Consider the following 16,953-nt stretch of genomic DNA (forward strand, 5'->3'; position numbering starts at 1 on the left):
CTACGAATTGCTGGGCTCTGTTTTTCTCAGTACTTCATCAATAATGCCATATTCTACTGCTTCTTCGGCATTCATCCAGAAGTTGCGATCTGTATCCTGGATAATTCGCTCCAAAGGCTGGCCGGTATGTTTCGCTAAAATCTGGTTGAGCCGTTCCCGCTCGCGCAGGATACGACGAGCTTCTATCTCAATGTCCACAGCCTGTCCCTGCACCCCGCCCCACGGCTGATGGATATGCACCGTAGCATTGGGCAGGGCATAACGCCGACCTTTTGTCCCTGCACAGAGCAGGATCGTGCCCATGCTGGCGGTCATGCCCACGGCAATAGTGGATACCGGAGCGGTGACCAGTTGCATGGTATCGTAGATGGCCAGGCCGGCACTGATCGAGCCACCCGGGGAGTTGATGTACAGGGAGATCTCCTTCTCCGGGTCTTCTCGCTGTAGGAACAGGAATTGTGCTACGATGAGATTTGCAACCGTGTCATCAATCGGCGTGCCTAGGAAGATAATCCTTTCTTTCAGCAGGAGGGAAAAGATATCATACCCTCGTTCCCCCCGGCCGGTGCTCTCAATCACCATAGGGATAACGGTATCATGTATTCGCTCGCTCATGTGCCTCCTTCAGTTGGGTCCGTTTCGCCGCTGGTTTCTGCTATCGGTTCTGTCAACTCTTGATTTGACAGATTGTCTGGCCGTTGCACATCCTGGCCGGTGGCTATAGCCAGCAGACGTTCCAAAGCCTTGCGTCGGCGAACGTCATTGGCGATGGAGCGCAGGGATCTCTCGCTGCTGAGGGCAGCTTTGACGGATTCTGCCCGCTGACCAAAGGAGCCAGACACGCGGTTCACTTCCTGTTCGATTTCCTCTGCCTCTGCTGTGATGCCTTCTGCCTCAGCAAACTTGTTCAGCACCAGGATGCGCTTCAGGCGTTTCTCTGCCTGAGGCTGAGTTTCCGCACGCAATTGCGGCAAAGTTTTCCCCGTGATCTGCAGGTAACCCTCCAGAGTGAAACCCTGCTGGCTTAGATTATCCGCTAAGGATTCGACCATTGCATCTATCTCGCGTTCAAGAGCAATAGCTGGATACTCCAGTACCGCTTGTTGGACTAGAGCATCCAGCGCCTCATCCAGCGCGTCATTCTTTGCTTCTTCTTCCTTGCGCTTGCGCAGTTCCTCTTCGATGCGGGCGCGTAGCTCCGCTAGCGTTTCGTAGGAGCCTACACTCTGTGCCAGTGCGTCATCCAACGGGGGCAATTCTTTCTCTTTGACCCCTTTGACCGTCACACGGAAGTGGACGCGTTTGCCAGCTAAATCCGCATCGCGAAAATCCGTCGGATATTCCACATCGAACTCCTTGCTCTCACCTGGCTTGATACCCACCAGGTTTTGGCCAAAGCCGGGCGGAGTGATTTCCTCGCTCACTTCCAGAGTCAGATCCAGTTGCTCCACTGTCCGCCCATCCGCGGTCGTCCCGACGGTGTCTATTAACACCTGATTGCCCATCTCGGCTGCATGTTCCACTGGTACCCAGACTGCGTGGCTCTCCTGAATCTGGGCCAGTGCCTCCTCTACCTCGGATGGGGTCACCTCTACCGCTTTTTGTTCCACGCGTATACTGCGGTAATCGCCAAGAGTGACCTCGGGCTGTACCGGCACACGGATCTTGAGCGTGAGCGGTTCCAGTTGCACGATCTCCATCTGACCCTGGGCATAAGGCTCGAGCCCGCTTTCCTGCAAGGCTTCCTGATACCAGCCATTGCCCATCTGGTTCAGCATTTCATCGTAGATCAGTTCCTTGCCATAGGTGCGTTCGACCAGGCGGTAAGGCGCCTTGCCTGGGCGAAACCCTGCAATAGGATGGCGCCGATTGAGACGTTGTGCCGCTTCACGCAACGGCGTTTCTAGACGTTCTGGTTCCACTTCGATGGTGAGCGCGTACTCGCACGGGCCTATCTTTTCTTTATTGATTTTCAACGGGTTAATGGCCTCCAGTTACAAAATGGGCGCGGCTTAGGCTAATATTCTACCCAAGCCATACAGAGAATGCTGGTTCGTGCGAACCAGCATTCTCGTGAAGAGCGGAAGACGGGATTCGAACCCGCGGCCCTCTCCTTGGCAAGGAGATGCTCTACCGCTGAGCCACTTCCGCTTCTAGCCTGACCGATGGGGAAGGAGAGACTCGAACTCTCACGGATTGCTCCACGTGATCCTAAGTCACGCTCGTCTACCATTCCGACACTTCCCCGCGCCGGCGCATCATTCATTCTAACCAATTTCAATCAAAAGTCAAGTATTGCGTGCGCTTGGCTCTCTGCTTGACATTTCTCATCCCTTGTGTCAAAATGTGGCTGCTTCATAGTTGTCTCGTTATACCTCTGATGCAGAGTTTTCTCGTCCTGGTCAAGGTGGCGAGTCTCGCTAAAGTCGGTAGTAAAGCTCAGGGCATGAGCTTGCTTTGTGATCTAGGCAGGTGACAAGTGATGATTCCCATGCCATATCTCAGCGTACTGCGCAAGATTTGTGAGCGCTTGGAAGGCAATCCAATTAACTGGGTTGTCACAGGGAGCTTGGGCATGGCCCTGCAAGGCGTGCCAGTGCCCATCCACGATATAGACATTCAGACCGATGAAGAGGGCGCATACGAGATCGAGCGCCGCTTTTCCGAATACGTCATCAAACCAGTACAATACTCAATATCTGAGCACATACGTTCCCACTTTGGCGCGCTTGAAATAGACGGCATCCAAGTAGAGATCATGGGCGCTGTTCAAAAGCATCTGGACATTCAGAGTTGGGAAGAGCCAGTCAGGATCGAATGCTATAGGCAGTGGGTAGAAGTTGAGGGGATGAACATTCCCGTTTTGTCGCTAGAATACGAGTATCAGGCATATCTCAAACTCGGCCGAAGCGACAAGGTAGAGATACTGAGAGATTGGTTGCTGAAGAACAAATAAGGCGCGAGAGGCTTCTGCGTTGGCTGATGGATCACCTCCTTTGCAATTATAGGCTACAATGCGCCTAGCCAGCCTTTCCAGCCGACGCTTTATGATCCCAATCCCCTTTTGAGGAGTTGACCTGATGTCCGCTGATATGCTCGAGGTTTTGAGGCAGTTATCCTTCCTGTCCAGTGTGCTGGCTGGTTTTGCACTCACTGCGGCTATCCAACTCATTCCATTTGCCAAAAAGAACTCCCTTGGAGTAGCCACCTTAGCACTTTTCCTCGCCTCCTCCATTGCCACGCTGGTTTGGACGTTTGTCTGTGTCATTATTATGATGGTCATCCTCTATCCGATGAGAAGCGGAATCACTGAGACACAGATTCGTCACTTCTTGGGTGGCGCTGGAGTCATCCCTATGATAGGTCTGATCCTGTTTCTTGCCGGCATAGGGCTGGTCGGTTGGTTGCACTCCAAGCCCCTGGGCATCATCACAACCGTATTGGCCCTGTTGGGGCTTATGTCAGTCCTGCGCTTCTTAATCGGCTTCATTGGCTCGTGATTGTTTCTCCCAATAGGGAAAGATAATACCATTCAGCAGAATGGATGCAGTCCTTCCTGTCAGGTTGAGGGCTATAGGATGATATAGGAGATATAAAATGAAATATTTGCTCCTGTTGGTAATCGCATGTCTTGCTGCGCTGTCCTGCACAACGCCCGGTGTATCCACAGAGCAAGGCAGACCAAGCGCAGAGACAACGCCTTCTGCAACATGGGAAACACCTCCTATTGCAGCCACCATACCGTCTGCAACGCGGGAGGAAGCTTCAGCCATAACTACAGGCAATGTCTACTACGTCGCCCCCAACGGCGACAACGCTAACCCTGGCACACGCGACCGCCCTTGGCGTACTCCTGGCTATGGCTCGCGCCAGCTCCACCCAGGCGACACGCTCATCATCCTCGGCGGGCGCTATATCCTGAGTGAATATGATGCTGACATCATCGCTCCACCCTCAGGTACCGCCACGGCTTGGATCATCATCCAGGGTGAAGTGGGACACCGCCCGGTCCTAGCTGGCCGCGACAATCTCATCACTGCTATTGACCTAACTGGCGTTCAATATGTTCGCATACGCCATCTGGGGATCACCCACGACGATACTGCCCGTGGCGAGGCGGCGTGGTTCCGCGAGGGAGTGGAGATCCTTGGTGCACCATCCGCCCATATTGTCCTAGAGGACCTCTACATTCACCACATAGATGAGTTTGGGATGAACTTTCAGGACGTTGACAACCTGTACATCCTCAACTGCCGCATCGAGTACGCTGGATTTGGCGCTCTGGGTGGCCCAGCCGGGGAGCACGGTGGTTGGCGTAACGTCTTTATCCGTAACTCATCGCTCTCCTGGAGTGGCCACTACTACCAGGGTGGTGATGGCTCGGATCGCCCCTACGATCGCCCCGATGGTTTCGGCATTGAGCCTTCCCAGGGGCCGATCTTGATAGAGGACACCGTCGCCGAGCACAACTACGGTGACGGGCTGGACTCCAAGGCTGCCAACACCACCATCCGCCGCTGCATCGTAGCGAACAACTCCTGCGACGGTGTGAAACTGTGGGGGCCAAACAGTCGCATTGAGAACACCCTCATCTATGGCCGCGGCGATGGTGATGCGAGCACGACTCCTTGGGCCGCTATCGTCATTGACCAAGAGCAGATGACAGGGGCATCCTTTGAGATCATCAACGTCACTGTTGATGATTTCGTGGGACAAAACTATCTGATGTACGTCCAATACGATGGGCTGCCCGTTCGCTTGGCCATTCGCAATTCTATCTTTCAAGGGCGCGGGCAGGATTGCCCCATCTACGTTGGTGGGGAAAGCACCTTGATCGCCGCGCATAACCTCTTCTACTTGCCGCAGGAGGAGCGGGTGCTCATCCATGGCGACATGACTTATACAGCAGCGAATATCGGCAAGTTAGGCCCTGGCAACCTCTATGGCGATCCGCGCTTCATGGCGCCGGCCTGGGGGCAGCAGGGGGATTACCACCTACGAGAGGGCAGCCCAGCCATCAACGCCGGGACTGTGGAAAGTGCTCCTTCCGTAGACCTGGAGAATCGTCCTCGCGATGCCCATCCCGACATCGGGGCGTATGAGTATTGGCAGCCAGCGGCAAGATTACATCTGGCTTTGGTGCTAGGGTCTCATTGATCTCATAATAGGCAATTTCGTGGCAGTGCTTGGCCTCGCTGCGGTTGCTTTTTGGGCATCTCAGCACGTCGCGCAACATTAGCCCGACTGGCTTCACTTTTGGAGGCTTCTAACCTGGACGATCTCCCGATCATGGGACACTCTATGCAAGGTTGTTTTATCCGCCGTTGGGCATAGTAGAAGCACGTGGCTGGAGGCTTGTTCAGAGAATGCTGCGCAGTGCTCAGTTGACAAAGGAACGGACCTGTAATAAAATTTTTCAAAACTATGGGTCTGCCCATTACGGTGTGGCTGTCCAAACGAACGGGGAAAATGGTTTGCCATGTACCGCATTTGTTGCTTGTTGGATGAAAGGAGGTGCTGAGGGGATAATCGCTCTTTCCATTCGCATAACTGTGGCAAACACGTGCTGATCTGTACAAAGAAAAGGAGAGAGGAATACCATGCCATACTGTGTCAATTGTGGTGCTCAAATTGCAGAGGGCGTTCGTTTCTGTAGTTCGTGTGGTAACCCCGTAGCGCAAGCAGCTACGGGATCTACCCCAGTGCCTCCACCAACAGCACAAGTGCCCCCAGCAGGACAGACGCCATATGCACCCCTTCCGACTTCCGAAGCCGCTGCAGGTATCGGGCAAGCGAAAATGCTGGTGTTGGCAGCAGGTGGGATCTATGTATTAGCCACTGTGCTGGCGCTAACGTTAGGCAACATGTTGGCCATTTTAACCGCTCTCATTGCTGTGGGGGTGATCTTCGGTTTGGGGTATATGCCGCTTAGCAAGGGTCAGATCCAGGAAGCGAGAAATGGGATCACTATTGCTGCAGGTCTCGCTCTGGCTTACCTCTTGATTAATCTCTTCACGGGAGAATTCCTGGCGGGAGTGATCAATTCCCTTGCAGCGGTAGCTCTTGGGTTGGCCCGGAATCAGATCAAATAGCAAGCGATGCGCCTATGGTCTCTGCATCCCTGCTATCTTGACGCTAAAGGATTGGTCGCGCTCTGGCGTGAAGGATTGCTCGCGCGCAAAGTATTGCCAGGCCAAACTACTGGATACCGAAATCATCCCCAGTTGGAACGGTTTCGTGCACAGGCAGATCCTATCGCAGCGATCGATCAGTACTTGCTAGCAGTATATGAAGAAGCATGCCATAGAGGGTATCGCTTCGATAGGAGCAAAATCCAACCACCGCCAGCATGGGGGAAACTGCTCGTTACTGACGGGCAATTGCGCTACGAATTTTGTCTGCTGAAGCAAAAACTGAAAAGGCGGGACCCAGCGCACTACGAAGCAATAGCAGAGATAGACTTGCCCAGGCCGCACCCTCTCTTCGTTGTGGTCAGCGGGGATATCGCGTCCTGGGAGAGGGCAAAACCTCTAGACCTGACAGGTTGCTAAAACCTGTCAGGTCTAGTGTCTAAAACGGGTCGAAACTTGTAACCATACACGATCAACCCGTTTTCGCCTTCTTCCTTGATCTTGCGTGTCACCATTTCCACAGGCATGCCGACATGCACTTGATCGTTGTCCACATCGGTAAGCTGTGCAGTCACCAGCGGACCCTCATCCAACTTGATCAGGGCCACGGTGTATGGTTGGTATTCCGTGTAGCCGGTTGGGGCGTCGTATATGGTCGAAAAGGAATACACCTGGCCCTTGCCACGAAAAGGGTGCACATCTTGCCCCTCTTCCGTACAATGTGGACAGACGTCACGTGGTGGGAAGATGGGCTTGCCGCATGCCCGGCATACTTCGCCGATAAGCCCATAGCGTGTTTGTTCTGTTCTCCAATATCTCGGTACGTTCATCTACTATCCAAACCTCCTTACAGTTGTTATCAAGTGTTATGTGATGTATACTGCTTCATGATGATGCTTCCAGGATATGGGTGATAGCAGTCGCGCCGCTTCCACCCAGGCCCTGGGCCATGCCCAGACGACAGTCAATCTGGTTAGCGCCAGCCTTTCCCCGTAACTGCATCACCAGTTCTACGATTTGATAAATTCCTGTTGCGCCTATCGGATGGCCTCGCGCTTTCAAGCCACCCATCGTGCTAATGGGAATGCGCCCATTGCGCGCGATCCCTCCCTCCTTGGCTAGATGCACGGCCTGGCCCCGATCAGCAAAACCACACGCTTCCAGGGATAATGCTGCCAGGATAGTGAATGCATCGTGCAGCTCAAAAAGGTTCACATCTTCCGGCCCCACCCCTGCCTGCAAATAGGCTTTCTGCGCCGAGAGGTAAGCTGCTTGCAGGAACAAGGGCTCCCGGCGGCTATGTACAGCTAGCCGATCCGTAGCCACAGCAGAAGCGCGGATACGCACCGGCCTGTTGCTGGAATCGCGCGTTCGCTCACTGGGACACAGGACCACTGCTGCAGCACCATCGCAGAGCGGTGCGGCATCGAACATGCTAATGGGATCCACTACCATGCCTGCCTTTGCATATGCGTCGGCTGAAATGGGCGAACGGAACATGGCGTAAGGATTGTTCGCTCCATTGGCATGCGCAGTCACTGCGAAAGGCGCAAAATCCTCACGCTGCACACCAAACTCATGCATATAGCGACGCATCAGCAATCCAGCCAATGCTGGCATCGTGACTCCCTGGAAAGCTTCATATTCAGCATCCAGCGCAGAACTCCAGGCAGCATTAGCAGTCTCTACATCCACATCGGTCATCTTTTCTACGCCGCATACCAATACATAGTCATGCACCCCACTGGCCACGGCAAGATAACCCATGCGCAATGCCGCTGCGCCGGAAGCATCAGCAGCTTCCACTCTCACTGCTTCGATATTGCCCAGACCACTCCAATCTGCGATCAGTGCTCCCAGGTGTTGTTGTGCAACGCACTCGCCTGAGAGCATGTTGCCCACATACAGGGCTTCTACCCATTCCAGATGAGCATCCTTCAAGGCCGCTTTGATTGCATCTACCGCCAGATCGCGCAGAGATCGTTCCCAAAGCTCTCCGACCTGGGTTTGACCAATGCCGATGATACTTACTTCGCGCAAGCGACGATGTCCTCCTGAGTTTTATTAGTGCATCTGCAATTTTCTGCGGTAGCGCGTGTACAAGGCATAATCAACTAGCTTACGTCGGGCGATGTACACTTGAGTCAGGGGAGCTAGATTCTGCTTTGCCCCGATTAGATCTGTAACGACGAAAGAGAAAGCATCGCTGCCGGCTCCGGAACCGAAGGAAGCAAGCAAGATACGATCGCCCGGCCTAGCCTCATCCAGAACAGCAGCCAGCCCAAGCAGGGACGAAGCCGCATATGTGTTGCCTATTTTAGGTGCCAGCAATCCAACCCGAATCTGCTCCTTGCTAAAGCCCAGCATTTGTGCTACCCGCTGCGGGAATTTGGTGTTCGGCTGATGAAAAACAGCTGCTGCGAAATCCTTCGGCGTGTAGCCTAGCTCGTGCAATAGCGCTTCGACGGCATGGGTGATGTGTTTGAAATAGGCGGGCTCACCAGTGAAACGCCCACCATGCTCTGGATAATGCTGGTAGGGACGCCGAAAGAAATCCGGCGTGTCCGTGACATAGGAATATGAGCCTTCCAAGTAAGCCAGGCTCTGCTCCCGTGGCCCAACGATATATGCTGCTCCCCCCGCTGCCGTTGTATACTCCAAAGCATCCCCTGGACGTCCTTGGGCTGTGTCGGCTCCAATGGCCATGGCATAGTCGGCCATCCCTGAGCCGACGAGAGCGATAGCTGCCTGCAGTGCCTCCGTTCCTGCTTTGCAGGCGAATTCCCAATCGGCTGCGCTGACCTGTGGCGTGGCTCCAATCGCTTCTGCCACGATGGTTGAGGTCGGCTTCACGGCATAGGGATGGGATTCACTACCAATCCATACAGCGCGGATTTCTTGTGCCGCAATGCCCGCACGGACCAGGGCGTTACGTGCTGCTTCGATGGCCATGGTTGCCGTATCTTCGTCCAGTCCCGGCACTGATTTCTCTTCGATGGGCAAGCCAGCATGCCCTTCCATCCAGACCCGCGAAACCTCGCTCGCCGGAAGGCGATAGCGGGGGATATATGCCCCATAACCTACAATGCCGACATCACGAAGTGGCTTCATTCTTCTGCCTTCAACCTCTTCAAAATTGCCTCCGCCCTATCCAGGCGGATCACTCTCTCTTCAAGCATAGCTTGCACCACGCGATCCACCAGTTCGCCATCTGCTCCTGCAGCAATCGCTACCTGGCGAGCGTGCAGTTTCATGTGGCCGCGTTGGATGCCCTCGCTAGCCAACGCCCGTAGCGCAGCCAGGTTCTGAGCCAATCCCACCGCTACGATGATTTCCGCCAGTTCGCGTGCGGTTTTGACGCCCAGGAGCTTTAGTGCCGCTTTGGCTGCAGGATGAACCCTGGTAGCACCACCGACAATACCTACAGCCATGGGCAATTCCAGTGTGCCGACCAGGCTGCCGTCCTCATCCAGGTGCCAAGTGCTCAGCGCAGTGTAGCAACCATTGCGTGCAGCATAACTGTGAGCCCCGGCTTCCACTGCCCGCCAGTCATTGCCCGTGGCGATGACTACTGCATCGATGCCATTCATGATGCCCTTGTTGTGCGTAGCGGCGCGGTAAGGGTCCGCTGCAGCAAAAGCCCAGGCTTCCACGATGCCCTGTGCTACTTCCTCGCCACTGAATTCGTCATGGGCTAAAGAAGAAACGGGAACGACAGCTTTGGCTCGCGCCAGGCGTCGATCGGCTAGGTTGGAAAGAATACGCAACAGCGTGCGCCCTCCGCTGATTTCCGCCACCAGTGGCGCAATCGCTTCGACAGCAGTGTTCACCGCGTTCGCACCCATGGCATCGCGCGTATCGTACAGGAGGTGCACAACTAACATGGGCCCAGTTGGACTCTGCTCAATCACACGCACTTCCAGGTCTCGTGCACCGCCGCCCAATTTCACAATGACTGGGTCCTGTTCATTGGCTAGACTCAGGATGCGTTCCTTGGCAGCCAATAATTCGAAGCGTGCTGCCCACGGGTCGCTGACATCCAGCACTTGGATCTGTCCAATCATCAATGGCTCATCGCTGCACGTCTTGAACCCGCCACCATCCCGCACTAGGCGTGCCGCAAAGCTGGCCCCGGCAACCACTGACGGTTCTTCGATGGCCATCGGTATCAGGTAATCGCGGCCATTGATTAGAAAGTTAGTAGCAATGCCCAAGGGCAGTCCAAAGGTGCCGATGGCATTCTCGATCATGTGATCTGCTTGTGCCTGGCTGAGACCTGCTATCCCACAGAGAGCTTCTGCCTCCGCATCGGTCAGGTCAGCGAACTGCTGCAGTAGATGGATTCGCTCTGTGAAACTGCGCTTGTAAAACCCGCTGAGTCGCGATGATTTATTCATTGCACCTCGACGCTTTTTGCAAATAGCACAAACAAGCCTACGACACACCCGGGCATAGGCTTGTTTGTGATATTAGTATATCACAATATTCCTATCAAAAACTATCAGGTTGATACCAAAAAAGGTGGTATAAAGGGGTTATGAGCATCCTGTGACTGGGGAGAGCAGTGGGTTTGTCGCGCCTTCAATGCGCTTTTTGCCGCTGCATTCCTAGCACAATGCAGGTGACGTCGTGTGCTGTAAATGCAAGCGGTTGGCAACCATTAGCCTGCTGGACGCCGGGAGACCCACTCTTCATTTACATCCACGTCGCGATCAAAGAGGAGGCGGCGAATGAGGACCTGGCGCCGTTCTGGCCCGGATGGCAGGGGTAGGCGGTTGGCTTCCAACCGTTTTATCACTGTAATCAACAGCATCCCAATGGAAGTTAGGATTACCACTGTGGGTTGCCGGGTTATGTAGGTCAGCAACGGGAGTGTGAGGATACCGCAGAAAGCCACTAGTGCAGTGAGTTTGAGCAATCGACCAGCGGCTAGAAACAAAAGCAGCCAGAGTACGCCCAGAGGGAAAACGACCAACATGACCCCCATGAAGGGACTGATCCCTCTGCCACCCTTAAACTTCAGATACAAGGGCCAGTTGTGTCCAATGACCGCCGCTAAACCAGCAAGCAAGCCGACTGTCAGCGAGGACCCTAACCGCAGAACCAGCCAGGTAGCAAGAGCTCCCTTGGCTACATCGAGCAGACCAGCCACTACACCAGCTCCGAGCCCAACGTGGTAGATGACACCCGTGCCGCTCACTGTTCCACTGCCATACTCGCGGAGATCAATCCCCTTGAGCCATCGTCCAGCAAGGTAGGCAGTGGGGATTGAGCCCAGCAGGTAGCCAACAATAATCAATAGCACACTCTGCATAGCGCTGTCCTCCATCCGTACTGATCCTCGCAAAGCCTCTTAGAGTGGGTTGGGTCATCTCGCTGTTGGTGTATATTCTTGCATTAGAGAGGGATGTCGGCCCCCTATCCTCATGATGACCTCTTATCAAATGACAGTTTAGCCACATTGCCTAGATAGGCGTTGCTTTCCTGCCTCACCTTGTCATGACGGCATGGCTTCTGTTTCACTCCACCAGGCCAGTCCAATCAGCCCCGGGCCGGTATGCGTACCCATCACAGGCGTGAACTCGGTGATGAACAATTCACGGCAGTTCAGGCGGGTAGCGAGTTCGTTCCGCAGGGCTTCCGCCTCCTCCGGTACATCGGCGTGCATGACAGCCGCATGGACTGGACGCTGACCAGCGTCGTTGCTGATGAGTTCTAGCAAGCAGGCTATAGCACGCCGGCGCGTGCGCGGCAATGCAACCAGACGCGCTTGTCCATTACCTACGCTGAGAATGGGACAAATCTTGAGCATGGACCCAGCCAAACTGGCGATACTGGGCACGTGACCGCCGCGATGCAGATAGTAAAGAGTTTCGAGGCTAGCATACACACGTGTCCTCTGAGCAATGTCGCGCGCCCTTTCCAGTACAGCAGGGGCATTAGCTCCACTTTCAGCCAACCGGGCAGCTTCCAAAGCGGCGAAGCCACAACCAAGGGCTGCGCTGCGGCAATCCAGCACGTGGATTGGAGCGTCCACTAGTTTGCTGGCCACCTCAGCAGTTTGGTACACTGCGCTTAATTCGCTTGCTAGGTGGATTGAAACCACTTCCTCCGCTTGTTGCAAGGCTTGTGTATAGACGCGGAGAAAATCCCCTACCGACGGTGTAGCTGTCTTGGGCAGGTTGCCATTACTGCTCAGGCGTAAGTACCGATATACGTCAGTAGGCATGATGTCTACACCGTCATGATACTCGCGTCCATCCAGGTATATCAGAACCGGCACGATAAAGATACGATATTTCTCGACGAGTTCACGGGGCAGATTAGCTGCTGAATCAGTAACAATCGCTATTTTGCGCATTTGGCACCTCACCATGAAGTTCTATCCATTGATTCTGAGTGAGTGACAACCATGAGCGTAACAATGTTTCTACCCCAAGTGTAACACAGCAAGGTAAATAGAACAGCAAATAGTGGCTAAAAAGTGGTTAAAAACTAAAGGAACAAATTGGAAAAAGCGTTGTATAGCTAGCACGATTTTCCTTTTTGGTCATCATGTGTGGTATAATAATCTATACTATGTGGCTACAAGACAATATTCCAGTACGGGTTACTCTTTGTGGACTGATAAAAACATGCGTGACCCAAATAAGCAACACAAAGGATACTCCATGTCCCTAAGCATTCTTGGGGCATTAACCGCACTGCTGACCAGTAGCGTTTTGTTAGCAGTGGTCTTTCCTGTGATTGCAGAAGGTTGGGCGACGCGCCCGCCGTTTCCACCGACCTCTAGCTTAAATCCGCTCACGGCCTTTGGGTTGACTTACTATGAAGTGGCTTTCCAGGCAGCCGATGGATTGACTTTGCGCGGTTGGTTGACCCCCGCCAAGTCGCGCGATGCGCCGGCAATCATATATGCTCATGGGGCAGGGCAGGATCAACGATCGGGGCTTTCACTTGTACCGGCTCTGCATCAGGCAGGTTATACGGTGTTGCTGTTTAGCTACCGCGGCCATGGTCATAGCGACAGTGATGGATGTGGCATCACGTACGGCTATCGGGAAAGCCAGGATATAGACAGCGCGGCGCGTTTCCTGCGTCAGACAAAACAAGTATGTCAGATTGGAGTGATTGGATACTCGATTGGTGCGAGCAGTGCGCTGTTGAGTGCAGCCCGCAATTTTGACATCCAGGCTGTAGTTGCGGTGGCGCCATTTGCCAGCCCCTTGGACGTGTGGGCAGCCAATCGGCCGTCGTTTCTGCCCCACTTTGTGCTGGATTGGATACGCAGAGTAGTGGAATGGCACAAGGACATCTCCTTGGCTGCGATAGACCTGACGCAGCTCATCTCCCATATCGCGCCACGTCCGCTCTTGTTGGTTCATGGCAGCAGCGATGAACGCATTCCACTTGCGCAAGTAAAGCGGTTATTTGCCGCCGCTGGTCAGCCCAAGACCTTGTGGCTTATCGAGGGCGAAACACACGGCTCCATTCGTTCTCACGGCTTGGAGGCGAACATCGCGGAGATCATCCACTTCTTCGATGAGGCATTCTCTCTAGAGAGTGTTCGAGGTGGGTGATGCCAGTCTCCAAACGATGCCGTTAGGTGCTGCAAATGTTAGGGAGGTAGGTTACGGAGAACTTTCGCCCTAGCGCTGAGGAGCACGAAAGCTATAACCAAAGCCGTATTCGGTGCGAATGTACTGAGGATGCTGGGGATCAAGCTCGATCTTGTTGCGCAATCGACTGATGTAGACTTTCAGATAATTGATTTCATCGGTATATTCATGACCCCAGACGCGGGCTAGCAGCGCCTCGTGGCTGAGGGGCCGGCCAGCATTGCGAACCAGGTGATATAGTAGCCGGTATTCCGTATTGGTTAATTCCACTGGTTTGCCCCTTACTGTCAATTGCCTTGTATCGAAATCTAAGTGTACATCGCCGCACACAAAGGGTTCCTCATGCGTTAATGGCAATCCTTCTGCCCGGCGCAGGACGGCACGGGCACGAGCCACCAGTTCCAGGGCGCCAAAGGGTTTCGCTACGTAATCATCAGCCCCTAGCTCCAAAGCAGTGACTTTGCTCACCTCATCATCGCGTACCGTTAACATAATCACTGGCACATTGGAGAAACGGCGGATTTCTTTGAGCACAGTGAAGCCGTCCATGTCAGGCAGCCCGACATCCAGGAGCACCAGGTTAGGTTTCTCGTGCTCGATGAGGTCGAGGGCTTCTTCTCCGCCGCTCGCGTTCAGGATCTCCCAACCTGGCTCCTGGGCACGGAAAGTTGCGCGCACAACCTGTACTACGCCTGGCTCCTCATCCACGATCAGCAGTTTCATCCTTCTTAACCTCCAAAGGAATGGTAAAGGCGAACGTGCTGCCTTGTCCAGGCGTGCTCTCCACAGTAATATGCCCTCCGTGCAGCTCAACCAATTGCTTGGCGAGATAGAGACCTAGCCCGATGCCAGAGGATGCCCTCCGCCCTGTGTAAAACTTGGTAAACAAGCGCTCTCGCTCCTCAGGTGCGATGCCAGGCCCGTTGTCGCTTACTGTCACGGCCAGTATCTTTTCATTAGGAATGTGCCGTAACGTCAAGCGAATGTGTCCGCCAGTGGGTGTGAATTTGATCGCATTAGAAAGCAAATTAGCAGCTACCTGCTCGATTCGCTCCCGGTCTATCCAAGCGCGAGGCAGCCCTTCAGGCAGGTCCAGCTCCAGAGATTGCCCTTTGCTCCTTTGCAGTGGTTCCAGCGCTGCTGCCGCTCGGCGTAACAATACTGCCAGATCGGTTGGCTGACGGGTGAGCTCCAATTGCCCCGCTTCTAGGCGTATCATCTGCAGTAAATCCGTCACCAGTTTTTCCAACCGTGCGGTATGATCGGCAATCGTCTGTAGGAGCGCACACTCATTCTCATCGGTTTCGTGCGCTTTGCTGGCCTGAAGCAATTCAATCGAGGTCTTGATGCAGGTCAACGGCGTGCGCAGTTCATGCGATATGGCAGAAATGAAACTGGATTGTGCTTCTAACAATGCTCGCTCTCGAGCAGTAGCCTGGTGTTCGACTCGCAGTTGCTCTAATAGCAGCGAGGAGATAAAGGCAATCAGCAAAAGCAGGATGAGCTTGGTGCCGAAAATATCCAGGGCCTGGGGTGCATTCAATCCGGCAGGATTGAGCAGACACGCGGCAACATAAAGGAAGCCGACCAGGTTCGCCAGCAACATGCTGCCGACTATGCTAAAACGAAACGCTGCGTTCAGCAAAACAAAGATGTAGAGGACAAAGAAGGCGCTATGGTAGCCGCCATTAAGGTATATAGCCAGTGTAGCCATTAGACCATCCAGCGCCATTACATTGAATGGCTGTCTCAGCCAGGGCAGCAAGCGGCCAATAAGCAGAATAGCCAGGTTATAGATTACCAGTATTCCGGCTAAGGGCAAAGAAGGGACAAACACGCCTTGTTTGGAACGGTCAATGAACGATAGCCCCACCGCTAATACTAGCATCGCCCAGCGTAGGGCCAGCAACGCGCGATCCATCGCAGTTATTGGCCAAACCGCCACTTTACGCTCATCCCTTAGAGGGGAAACAGAATGAGCAGACATGATCTAGATCCTCCTTACAGACTAATTATAGGATGCGCAGCCATATGTGCAAACCTGGTAGGCTAGGCATTCAGGTGGTTATATTGCTCGCTACTGGGAAATGGGGGAAGGAGCGTCCCACGACATTGCTTGCGCGGCCCATACCTTCTATCACGCGGCTAGTGTGCAGCATGGCATCTGGCAAGGTTTGGCTAATGCTGAGATTGCATGCCCCTCATTTTGCCACAGGCCCAGCCGCTTGCCATCCTTTCAAACTCAAGCGCAATATTTGCAAGCACATTGGCCAATTTGACACAGAACAAATGTTCGTGTATAATAAGGGTGTCTAAAGCAAGTTGTGCAGTCTGGAAAGGGGGGCAAATGGACCTATCGCCTAGGCAGAAAAATATTTTGGATTTTATCAGGAAGTTTGTGCAGGAGAACGGCTATCCACCAACGATTCGGGAGATCGGCCGAGCGGCAAACATTTCCTCCACCTCTGTTGTCAACTATAACCTCAATATTCTGCAAGCCAAAGGCTATATCCAGCGCGATCGAGAGATCTCACGTGGTGTGAAGCTGGTGGGAAGAAGCACGCTAGAGCAAGAACTCGTGTTCGACCAGGACATTGTCAGAGTGCCGGTGCTCGGACGCATTGTGGCAAGCGAACCAGTGCCGATTCCCGATGAGACCTTTTCTCCCCTGGATGTAGATGAAAGCATTGCCTTGACTCGTGACATTGTGCAAGAGCAAGGGCCTATTTATGCCCTGCAAGTCAAGGGAGATTCCATGATTGACGCCCTCATCTACGATGGGGATATCGTGATCATGAAAGCTCAGAAGGAAGCCCAGAACGGTGACCTCGTGGCGGCCTGGTTGAAAACAGAAAAGGAAACAACCCTCAAACGATTCTACTGGGAAAGCAAAAATCGCGTGCGCTTGCAGCCGGCGAATCCAAACCTCGACCCCATCTACGTTCACCCTGCTAACCTGGAGATACAGGGCAAGGTGATCGCTGTCATCCGCCAAGTCTAAGTCCATATAGCATTTGTAGAGGTAAAGGAAATCTTTTTGGGCTTCTTAATAGAACATTTGTTCTAATAGGAGGTGTAGCATGGAGCGCAAGTTGCTGGAGTTTCAAGCCAATCAAATCGAACTGGTCCTCGCCAGCCATCGCATCCCCTCGCGCGTCGTGGGCGGCACCGTCACCCCACACACGATCCGCTTCCAACTGGCC

At 53.8% G+C, this 16,953-nt stretch carries 18 protein-coding genes and 2 tRNA genes; 8 read left to right on the plus strand and 12 right to left on the minus strand.

The features are described from left to right. The 4 genes from H5T67_10555 to H5T67_10570 form a co-directional block, all read right to left on the minus strand. Positions 1-615, minus strand: a complete 615-nt coding sequence (locus tag H5T67_10555) for an ATP-dependent Clp protease proteolytic subunit (protein MBC7245754.1) — start codon at positions 613-615, stop codon at positions 1-3. Further along, positions 612-1,976: a trigger factor gene (tig, locus tag H5T67_10560; protein MBC7245755.1), complete on the minus strand. Its 1,365-nt coding sequence runs from the start codon at positions 1,974-1,976 to the stop codon at positions 612-614. Before tig ends, H5T67_10555 begins: the two co-directional genes overlap by 4 nt. Before the next feature lie 103 nt (positions 1,977-2,079). Next, positions 2,080-2,151, minus strand: a tRNA-Gly gene (locus tag H5T67_10565). 15 nt (positions 2,152-2,166) lie between these two features. Further along, a tRNA-Leu gene (locus H5T67_10570) sits at positions 2,167-2,247 on the minus strand. A gap of 235 nt (positions 2,248-2,482) precedes the next feature. Between H5T67_10570 and H5T67_10575 the strand changes: the two genes are divergently transcribed. The 5 genes from H5T67_10575 to H5T67_10595 all read left to right on the plus strand — a co-directional run bounded on the left by H5T67_10575 (position 2,483) and on the right by H5T67_10595 (position 6,551). Further along, positions 2,483-2,956, plus strand: coding sequence for a hypothetical protein (locus H5T67_10575; protein ID MBC7245756.1), 474 nt, complete (start codon positions 2,483-2,485; stop codon positions 2,954-2,956). Positions 2,957-3,080: 124 nt separating this feature from the next. Then, entirely contained in the window at positions 3,081-3,500 is a 420-nt protein-coding gene (locus tag H5T67_10580; GenBank protein MBC7245757.1) for a hypothetical protein, read from the plus strand. 97 nt (positions 3,501-3,597) lie between these two features. Continuing rightward, the gene (locus H5T67_10585) at positions 3,598-5,157 is read left to right on the plus strand and encodes a right-handed parallel beta-helix repeat-containing protein (GenBank protein ID MBC7245758.1); all 1,560 of its coding nucleotides are present in this window, start codon (positions 3,598-3,600) and stop codon (positions 5,155-5,157) included. Positions 5,158-5,600: 443 nt separating this feature from the next. Then, positions 5,601-6,092, plus strand: coding sequence for a zinc ribbon domain-containing protein (locus tag H5T67_10590; protein ID MBC7245759.1), 492 nt, complete (start codon positions 5,601-5,603; stop codon positions 6,090-6,092). Between the two features lie 6 nt (positions 6,093-6,098). Further along, the gene (locus H5T67_10595) at positions 6,099-6,551 is read left to right on the plus strand and encodes a DNA lyase (GenBank protein ID MBC7245760.1); all 453 of its coding nucleotides are present in this window, start codon (positions 6,099-6,101) and stop codon (positions 6,549-6,551) included. Here H5T67_10595 and H5T67_10600 read toward each other — a convergent pair. The 6 genes from H5T67_10600 to H5T67_10625 all read right to left on the minus strand — a co-directional run bounded on the left by H5T67_10600 (position 6,548) and on the right by H5T67_10625 (position 12,492). After that, the gene (locus tag H5T67_10600) at positions 6,548-6,961 is read right to left on the minus strand and encodes a Zn-ribbon domain-containing OB-fold protein (protein ID MBC7245761.1); all 414 of its coding nucleotides are present in this window, start codon (positions 6,959-6,961) and stop codon (positions 6,548-6,550) included. The two genes, H5T67_10595 and H5T67_10600, sit on opposite strands and share 4 nt — an antisense overlap. Positions 6,962-7,016: 55 nt before the next feature. Further along, a complete protein-coding gene (locus H5T67_10605; GenBank protein ID MBC7245762.1) occupies positions 7,017-8,171 on the minus strand; it encodes a thiolase domain-containing protein in 1,155 nt (384 codons plus the stop codon). Positions 8,172-8,195: 24 nt separating this feature from the next. Next, entirely contained in the window at positions 8,196-9,242 is a 1,047-nt protein-coding gene (locus H5T67_10610; GenBank protein MBC7245763.1) for a hydroxymethylglutaryl-CoA synthase, read from the minus strand. After that, entirely contained in the window at positions 9,239-10,528 is a 1,290-nt protein-coding gene (locus tag H5T67_10615; GenBank protein MBC7245764.1) for a hydroxymethylglutaryl-CoA reductase, degradative, read from the minus strand. The genes H5T67_10610 and H5T67_10615 overlap by 4 nt, the downstream gene beginning before the upstream one ends. A gap of 263 nt (positions 10,529-10,791) precedes the next feature. Further along, positions 10,792-11,445 (minus strand): glycerol-3-phosphate acyltransferase, encoded by a 654-nt coding sequence (locus tag H5T67_10620; GenBank protein MBC7245765.1) that lies wholly within the window; start codon positions 11,443-11,445, stop codon positions 10,792-10,794. Positions 11,446-11,628: 183 nt separating this feature from the next. Then, complete coding sequence (locus tag H5T67_10625) at positions 11,629-12,492, minus strand: DegV family protein (GenBank protein MBC7245766.1); 864 nt, start codon at positions 12,490-12,492, stop codon at positions 11,629-11,631. Positions 12,493-12,802: 310 nt separating this feature from the next. Between H5T67_10625 and H5T67_10630 the strand changes: the two genes are divergently transcribed. Beyond that, positions 12,803-13,711: an alpha/beta fold hydrolase gene (locus H5T67_10630; GenBank protein MBC7245767.1), complete on the plus strand. Its 909-nt coding sequence runs from the start codon at positions 12,803-12,805 to the stop codon at positions 13,709-13,711. 69 nt (positions 13,712-13,780) lie between these two features. On the opposite strand, the gene H5T67_10635 is transcribed toward H5T67_10630, so the two are convergent. Beyond that, positions 13,781-14,473 carry a response regulator transcription factor gene (locus H5T67_10635; protein ID MBC7245768.1) on the minus strand — a complete coding sequence of 231 codons (693 nt, stop codon included), beginning with the start codon at positions 14,471-14,473 and terminating at the stop codon, positions 13,781-13,783. Continuing rightward, a complete protein-coding gene (locus tag H5T67_10640; protein MBC7245769.1) occupies positions 14,451-15,737 on the minus strand; it encodes a HAMP domain-containing histidine kinase in 1,287 nt (428 codons plus the stop codon). The genes H5T67_10635 and H5T67_10640 overlap by 23 nt, the downstream gene beginning before the upstream one ends. Before the next feature lie 360 nt (positions 15,738-16,097). On the opposite strand from H5T67_10640, the gene lexA reads away from it, so the two are divergent. Together lexA and H5T67_10650 are read left to right on the plus strand one after the other, a co-directional pair. After that, entirely contained in the window at positions 16,098-16,751 is a 654-nt protein-coding gene (lexA, locus tag H5T67_10645; GenBank protein ID MBC7245770.1) for a transcriptional repressor LexA, read from the plus strand. 79 nt (positions 16,752-16,830) lie between these two features. Beyond that, on the plus strand, positions 16,831-16,953 hold a 123-nt coding region (locus tag H5T67_10650), incomplete at its 3' end, for a DNA translocase FtsK (protein MBC7245771.1).

This window comes from Chloroflexota bacterium (genome assembly GCA_014360905.1).
Lineage (GTDB): Bacteria > Chloroflexota > Anaerolineae > UBA2200 > UBA2200 > JACIWX01.